Annotated in this window: 6 protein-coding genes; 4 read left to right on the top strand and 2 right to left on the bottom strand. The window is 68.5% G+C overall.

Features of this window, described 5'->3' with window-relative positions; translation table 11 throughout:
- Nucleotides 1-40: 40 nt before the first annotated feature.
- Nucleotides 41-1402 (bottom strand): glutamine synthetase family protein, encoded by a 1362-nt coding sequence (locus tag ACFWY6_RS42905; RefSeq protein WP_135335056.1) that lies wholly within the window; start codon nucleotides 1400-1402, stop codon nucleotides 41-43.
- Nucleotides 1403-1886: 484 nt separating this feature from the next.
- The gene (locus ACFWY6_RS42900; protein ID WP_384702574.1) at nucleotides 1887-2858 is read right to left on the bottom strand and encodes a hydroxyacid dehydrogenase; all 972 of its coding nucleotides are present in this window, start codon (nucleotides 2856-2858) and stop codon (nucleotides 1887-1889) included.
- Between the two features lie 389 nt (nucleotides 2859-3247).
- Between ACFWY6_RS42900 and ACFWY6_RS42895 the strand changes: the two genes are divergently transcribed.
- The 4 genes from ACFWY6_RS42895 to ACFWY6_RS42880 form a co-directional block, all read left to right on the top strand.
- Nucleotides 3248-4102 (top strand): ABC transporter permease, encoded by an 855-nt coding sequence (locus tag ACFWY6_RS42895; RefSeq protein WP_384702571.1) that lies wholly within the window; start codon nucleotides 3248-3250, stop codon nucleotides 4100-4102.
- A gap of 86 nt (nucleotides 4103-4188) precedes the next feature.
- A complete protein-coding gene (locus tag ACFWY6_RS42890; protein WP_384702568.1) occupies nucleotides 4189-5052 on the top strand; it encodes a carbohydrate ABC transporter permease in 864 nt (287 codons plus the stop codon).
- 85 nt (nucleotides 5053-5137) lie between these two features.
- Nucleotides 5138-6790, top strand: a complete 1653-nt coding sequence (locus tag ACFWY6_RS42885) for a sugar ABC transporter substrate-binding protein (RefSeq protein WP_384702564.1) — start codon at nucleotides 5138-5140, stop codon at nucleotides 6788-6790.
- Between the two features lie 115 nt (nucleotides 6791-6905).
- Nucleotides 6906-7450, top strand: a 545-nt coding sequence (locus tag ACFWY6_RS42880; protein ID WP_384702561.1) for a LacI family DNA-binding transcriptional regulator, incomplete at its 3' end; no start/stop codon positions are given.

Raw genomic sequence — 7450 nt, 5'->3', positions numbered from 1 at the left:
CTGTGGTTGCTCGCGCAGTTCCCCGCGCCCCGAAAGGGCGCTACAGCACCGGGAGGTTCTTCCGGAGCTCGAAGGCGGTGACTTCGGAGCGGTACTCCTCCCACTCCTGCTTCTTGTTCCGGAGGAAAAAGTCATAGACGTGCTCGCCGAGCGTCTCGGCGACCAACTCACTGCGCTCCATCAGCGCAATCGCCTCGCCGAGGTTCTGCGGCAACGGCTCGATCCCCATCGCGCGACGCTCGCCGTCACTCAGCGCCCATACGTCGTCGTCGGCGCCCGGCGGCAGCTCGTACCCCTCCTCGATGCCCTTGAGGCCCGCGGCGAGCAGCACGGCGTACGTCAGATAGGGGTTCGCGCCCGAGTCGATCGAGCGGACCTCGACCCGCGCCGAGCCGGTCTTGCCGGGCTTGTACATCGGGACGCGGATCAGCGCCGAGCGGTTGTTGTGGCCCCAGCAGATGTACGAGGGTGCCTCGCCGCCCGCGCCCGCCGTGCGCTCCGAGCCGCCCCAGATGCGCTTGTAGGAGTTCACCCACTGGTTGGTGACCGCGGAGATCTCGGCGGCGTGCTTCAGGAGGCCCGCGATGAAGGAGCGGCCGACCTTGGAGAGCTGGTACTCGGAGCCGGACTCGTAGAACGCGTTGCGGTCGCCCTCGAACAACGACAGGTGCGTGTGCATACCGCTGCCCGGGTGCTCGGAGAACGGCTTCGGCATGAAGGTGGCCTGCACGCCCTGCTCCAGGGCGACCTGCTTCATGACCAGGCGGAAGGTCATGATGTTGTCGGCCGTGGAGAGCGCGTCCGCGTAACGGAGGTCGATCTCCTGCTGGCCGGGGGCTCCCTCGTGGTGGCTGAACTCGACCGAGATGCCCATGGATTCGAGCATGGTGATGGCCTGGCGGCGGAAGTCCATGCCCACGTTCTGCGGGGTGTGGTCGAAGTAGCCGGAGTTGTCGGCGGGGGTGGGCCGCGAGCCGTCCAGCGGCTTGTCCTTCAGGAGGAAGAACTCGATCTCGGGGTGGGTGTAGAAGGTGAACCCGAGGTCCGAGGTCTTGGCGAGGGCCCGCTTGAGGACGTAACGCGGGTCCGCGAAGGACGGCGATCCGTCCGGCATCAGGATGTCGCAGAACATCCGCGCCGTGCCGGGGGCCTCCGCGCGCCAGGGCAGGACCTGGAAGGTCGAGGGGTCCGGCTTGGCGATCATGTCCGATTCGTACACCCGGGCGAAGCCCTCGATGGCCGAGCCGTCGAAGCCGATGCCCTCGTCGAAGGCCTGCTCCAGCTCGGCGGGTGCCACCGCGACCGATTTCAGGAAGCCGAGGACATCCGTGAACCACAGGCGTACGAACCGGATGTCGCGCTCCTCCAGAGTCCGGAGCACGAATTCCTGCTGCTTGTCCATCTTCCGCTTCCACCCATCCTTGCTGGTCAGGCCGCCTGCGTCCGCGCTTGTTCGCGCTGTGTTCGTACCTGGGGACACATCGGGGCTCATGAGCATCCCACCACACGGTTTCGAGCGCGTTGCGGAGCTCGTGCCGCCCTGTGCCCATAGTGCCTGCTGATCGGCGCCCCCGTAACAGCGGGCCGCCCCTGACTCCCCCTACAACCCGCACGGCCCGCCCACTGCCATCGGCGAACCCCGCTCGACCGGTTCCGCCACACGCGTCACGCCCTTTCCTCCGTTCTCGCGCGATCACGCTGAGCGCCGTGGTCGCCGCCGCGCTGCCCGCCCACCCGTCAGCAGGTCTTCCAGCCCGGCCGCAGGCATTTCAGCCCGTCCGGCGATTGAGGACGAACTCGGCGGAGCCGGTGATCGACGGCCACCTCGCGGCCGGCGGAGCCGGAAAGTTCCGGGAAGGGGCAGGGCTGGGGAAAGGAACCCGCCCCTACGCCAGCCTCGGCAGCTCCTCCCGCGACAGCCGCCCCCACATCCGCTCCCCCCGCACAAACCGCTCGACCTCCCCCACCGCGTACTCCCCCAGCCTCCGCACCTCACTCCCCTGAGCCCCCGCGATATGCGGGGTCACCAGCACATTCGGCAGGGCGAGCAGCGGATGCCCCGCCGGCAGCGGCTCGGGATCCGTGACGTCCAGGAAGGCGTCGAGGCGCCCCGCCCCGCACTCATCGGCCAGCGCCTCCGTGTCGACGAGCGAGCCCCGCGCCGTGTTGATCACCGTCCCCCCGTCCGGAATCAGCTTCAGCATCTCCGCGCTCACCATCCCCCGCGTCTCCGGAAGTTGGGGCGCATGGACGCTGACGATCGAGCTGCGGCGGCACAGCTCGGACAGCTCCACCAGCTCCGCGCCGAGCCCGGCCGCCTCGTCCGCGGTGACATACGGGTCGGTGAGCAGCACCCGCAGGCCCGTGTCGGACGCCCGCAGCGCCGCGATGACCCCGCGCCCGATCCGGGACGCCCCGATGACGCCGACGGTACGGGCGTCCGCGCCCGTACGGCCGGTGAAGGGCGGCCACCCCGCGCTGTAGCCGGCAGCGGTGGACAGCGCCCCCTTCGCGGCGAAGGTGATCGCGGCGAGGGTGTACGCGACGACGGGCCCCGCGTTGGCGTCGGCCGCCGACGACACCACCACGCCGCGGTCCCAGAGCGCGTCCGTCACCACGGGTTTCACCGACCCGGCGGCATGCACGAGGGCCCGCAGCCGGGGCGCGTGCGCGAGCACCTCCGCCGTGATGGGCGGGCAGTTCCAGCCGGTGACCAGGATCTCCGTCCGGGCGAGCACCGCCCGCGCGTCGGGCCCCGTGAGCGACCCGGTGAGCAGGGCGGGCGCCAATTCCACGCTGTGGGCGAGCCGTTCGCGTATGTCCGGTGCGAACACCCGCTCCGCCACATCGGCGCTCATGGCGAGCGCCGTGATCGGCGGGCCCGACGACCGGTCCGCCAACTGGCCCGTCAGCTCTGCCTGGTCTTCCTGGTCTTCCTGGTCTGCCACGCGTGACCGCCCCTCGTAGTAACCGGTTACCCATCAGCGCCTGGAGGCTAGGCCGAAGTCGGGACGGTGGTCAAGAGATCGCGGGTCCAAGGGGGTTGACCGGGGTTAGTAACCGCTTTAGATTCCGGTCACCTTGTTCCGACAACGGAGGGGCTGCCGTGTCAGCGGTGACGAAGGACCGGACGGAAACCGAGGCGGTGAAGCCGCCCGGCAAGCTCAGCATCAGGCCAAATGGCAACAAAACCAGGCGTGATGAGCGATGGAAACGGTTTCACGCCTCGCGGGTCCTGCTGCTGCTCATGGCGCCGGGCGTCGCGTACTTCCTGGTCTTCCACTACGGCGCGTTCATCGGCAACGCCGTGGCCTTCAAGGAGTACGTCCCCTTCGACGGCCTGTGGGCCAGCCCCTGGGTCGGCCTCGAGAACTTCGACCGGATGTTCGGCGACCCGGACTTCTGGCACGCGACCTGGAACACCCTCTTCCTCGCGGTGCTCCAGCTGGTCTTCTTCTTCCCGGTCCCGTTCGGCCTCGCCCTGCTCCTGCACAGCCTGACGTCGGACCTGACGCGGCGCTTCGTGCAGTCGGTGGTCTATCTGCCGCACTTCCTTTCGTGGGTCATCGTCGTCGCCCTCTTCCAGCAGGTGCTCGCCGACACCGGACTGCTCAACTCCGTGCTTGGGCAGGCCGGTCTGCACTCCGTCGACATCATCGGCAACCCGGACGCGTACCCCGCGCTCGTCGTCGCGCAGGTCGTCTGGAAGGACGCCGGCTGGGGCACGATCATCTTCCTCGCCGCGCTGATGCAGGTGGACGAGCAGCAGTACGAGGCCGCCGCGATCGACGGCGCGGGGCCCTGGCGCCGCTTCTGGCACGTGACGCTGCCGGCGATCCGGCCGGTCGTCATCCTGCTCCTCATCATGCGGCTCGGCGACATCCTCTCCGTCGGCTTCGAACAGATGCTGCTGCAACGGCAGTCGGTCGGCCCCGAGGCCGGAGAGGTCCTGGACACCTTCGTCTTCTGGCAGGGCATCGTCGGCGGCGACACCGGATACGCCGCGGCAGCCGGCCTGTTCAAGGGCGTGGTCGGCGCGATTCTCGTCTTCGCGGCCAACAAGGTCGCCCATCGCCTCGGCGAGCAGGGGGTCTACAAGTGAGCACGACGACCGTGAAGTCCGCCCGAGCCACGAAGTCCGCCCGAGCCATGAAATCCGCCGCGGCACGCCCCCTACGTCCCGCCTGGATGGAGCAGCCGAAGCCCGTCACCCAGGTCGCGAAGTTCCTCGCGATCATCACCATCCTGGTCCTGGTCTTCGTACCCTTCCTCGTCATCGTCTCGACGTCCTTCGCCTCGAACCGCGAGGTCGTCGCCAACGGCGGCTGGGTCCTGTGGCCCGAGCACCCGACCCTGCGCGCCTACGAGCAGGTCTTCGCGGGCGGCATCGTCTCCAAGGCGCTCGGGGTGAGCGCCGGGGTCACGGTCATCGGCACCCTCGCCTCGCTCGCGTGCACCACGTTCCTGGCGTACGCACTGAGCCGCCCGAACGTGTACGGCGGCAAGCCGATCCTCCTCGTCGTCCTGTTCACCTTCCTCTTCCCGCCCGGCATGATCCCCGCGTTCCTGCTGGTCAAGGGCGCGGGAATGCTGGAGAGCTACAGCGCCCTGATCGTCCCGGTGCTCATCAACGTCTTCAATCTGGTCGTGCTCCGCGGCTTCTTCCAGGGCATTCCCGAGGAGATGTACGAGGCGGCGCGGCTCGACGGCGCGGGCGACTGGCAGATCCTGTGGCGGATCGTCCTTCCGCTCTCCAAAGCGGCCCTCGCGGTCGTCGGCCTCTTCTACGCGGTCAGCTACTGGAACGCCTGGTTCCATGCCTCGATCTATCTGGAGTCCGACCACTGGCCGCTCCAGCAGGTCCTTCGTACGTACGTCATGGGCGGCTCCCAGATAGCCGACACCGGCCTGAGCGACGCCTCGAACGTCTCGGCCCCGCAGACGATGCAGATGGCCGTCCTGGTGATCGCGACCGTGCCGATCCTGATCGTCTACCCCTTCCTGCAGAAGTACTTCACCAAGGGCGTGCTCACCGGCGCCATCAAGAGCTGAGCCACCTCCCGCATCCAGAGCTGAGCCACCACCTCCCGCATCAAGAGCTGAGCCAACTCCCGTGCTCCCCCGAAAGGTTGACACCGTGTCCGGTTCCTCGATGTCGCGCCGTACGCTGCTGCGCTCCATAGCCGTCGGCGGTGCCGCCGTCGCCGCTCCCTCCCTGCTCACCGCCTGTTCCACCGAATCCGGCGGCGGCGGTTCGGTCTCCAACGCCAACAAGAAGGCGGCGCCCTGGCCGACGTACACACCCGCCAAGGGCCCGAAGCCCGATCTCGCGCCGAGCGCCGAAGGCGTGCAGCCCGGCTTCACGAAGTACCCCCAGAAGCTGATCGAGGCGACCGCCGAGAAGCCGGGCACCGGCAAGCAGAAGATCAAGGTCATGACCATCACCTACGGCACCCCGCCGAAGCCGGTCGGATCGAACAAGTACTGGCAGGCGATGAACGAGGCGCTCGGCGTCGAGGTCGAGTTCTCGGTGGTGCCGGACGCGGACTTCCGCTCCAAGATGTCCACGCTGATGTCGGGCGACGACCTCCCCGACATGATCAACTTCGGTGGCGGGTACGTCCTGCCGCGCGAGTCGCAGTTCGTGAAGTCGCGCTGCGCCGACCTCTCGGAGCACCTGTCCGGGGACGCCGTCAAGGACTACCCGAACCTCGCCAACATCCCCACGTACGCGTGGGAGGGCATGGGCCGGGTCGCCGGGCGCATCTACGGCCTCCCGATCGAGCGCGCCAAGGTGCAGGGCGCGATGTTCATCAACCGCGAGGCCTTCGACAAGGCGGGCTACAAGCCGGGCATGGCGGCGGCCGACTTCCAGACGATGGCCAAGGAGGCCTCGCAGAACAAGAAGTACGGGCTCGGCGCATCCTCGGTCGGCTTCTTCGGCTACCTCTACCACGCGATGTGGCACGGCGCGCCGAACCAGTGGCAGATCAAGAACGGCAAGGTCACCGACATGTACGGGACCGACGAGTTCAGGGCCGCGCTCGAGTTCATGTCCAAGATGCGCAAGGCCGGCTCGTACAACTCCGACGCCACCTCGATCTCCCAGGTGGACCTCAAGACCCAGTTCTACAACGGCACGGTCCGCTCCATGACGGACGGCTGGGGCGCGGTCATCTCCAACGCGCAGGGCATCAAGGACGAGTTCACGCTGGACGCCGCCGTGCCGTACGTGGTCGACGGCGCGACGCCGGTCTACCAGCAGAACCGCGGCTGTTTCGGCTACACCGTCATCAAGAAGGCGTCCAAGGACCGCGTCAAGCTGATGCTGCGGGTCCTGGACTGGCTGGCGTCCCCCTTCGGCTCGAAGGAGTACGAGCTGATGCACTCGGGCGTCGAGGGCACGCACTTCGCGTACGACAAGAACGGCGACCCCATCCCCAACTCCCTCGGCCTGGTGGAGAACAGGACCAACCTGCCGTTCGCCTACCTCATGGACGCGCCGCAGCCGCTGTACTTCCCCGGCTTCCCCGACCTCACCAAGCGGCTGCACACCTGGGAGCAGGCGGTCGTGCCGAACCTGGTGCGCGACGACCACTGGGGCCTGATGTCGGACACGTACAACCGGCAGGGCGCGTCGATGCAGCAGATCATCGAGGACGGTGTCACGGCGATCGTCTCCGGCCGCAAGAAGCTGTCGGACTGGGACGCCGTCTACCAGAAGTGGCAGGCGCAGGGCGGCAGCAAGTCCCACGACGAGTTCGCCAAGGAGTACGAGGCCGCGCACTGACGCGGGGCGCAGGGGCGGGATGATGGTCCGGGGCGGGTTGTCGTGGGGGCAACCCGGCTCCGGACTCTGCCACTTGAGGCACTAAAGGCACTAGAGGCGTATATGAGGAGACACTGTGGGTGAGCGGGTCACCATCCGTGATGTGGCGGCGCGCGCCGGCGTCTCCGTCGCGACCGTCTCGCGGGTGCTCGCGGGCAACTATCCGACGTCCACGGCGTCGCGTGCCAAGGTCCTGCGGGCCGTCAAGGACCTCGACTACGTCGCTAACGCGCACGCGCGCGCGTTGGCGGGCGCGGGCCGCAAGACGGTCGCGGTGCTCACCTTCGACGTGGTGAGCTCCTTCTTCGCGCATGTCGCGCAGGGTGTGGAGATGGAGGCCGCCCAGCGCGACAGGCTCACCCTGGTCGCATCGACGGGCAACGATCCGGCCCGTGAACTGGCCCTGGTCCAGATGATGCGCGAGCAGGCCGCGGAGGCGGTGATCCTGGTGGGCGGGGTCATCGAGGACGACGAGTACCGCGAGCGGATGGCGCGGTACGCGGAGGCGCTGGCGGCGGCCGGCTCGCGGCTCGTCCTGTGCGGTCGGGCGGGGGCGGGGGCCGGCGGGGGCCCGCCGGGCGGGGCGGTCGCCCACCACGGCGGCGGGGGCGCCCACACCCC

It is taken from the genome of Streptomyces sp. NPDC059037, assembly GCF_042740015.1.
Taxonomy (GTDB): domain Bacteria; phylum Actinomycetota; class Actinomycetes; order Streptomycetales; family Streptomycetaceae; genus Streptomyces.
Note: the sequence above shows the minus strand (reverse complement) of the source record. Positions and strands in the feature narration are given on the sequence as shown.

Bases quoted from the DNA above. Each gene is read 5' to 3' on its own strand.
- ACFWY6_RS42905 (WP_135335056.1), bottom strand. From the start codon at position 1,402: ATGGACAAGCAGCAGGAATTCGTGCTCCGGACTCTGGAGGAGCGCGAC.
- ACFWY6_RS42900 (WP_384702574.1), bottom strand. From the start codon at position 2,858: ATGAGCGCCGATGTGGCGGAGCGGGTGTTCGCACCGGACATACGCGAA.
- ACFWY6_RS42895 (WP_384702571.1), top strand. From the start codon at position 3,248: ATGGCGCCGGGCGTCGCGTACTTCCTGGTCTTCCACTACGGCGCGTTC.
- ACFWY6_RS42890 (WP_384702568.1), top strand. From the start codon at position 4,189: ATGGAGCAGCCGAAGCCCGTCACCCAGGTCGCGAAGTTCCTCGCGATC.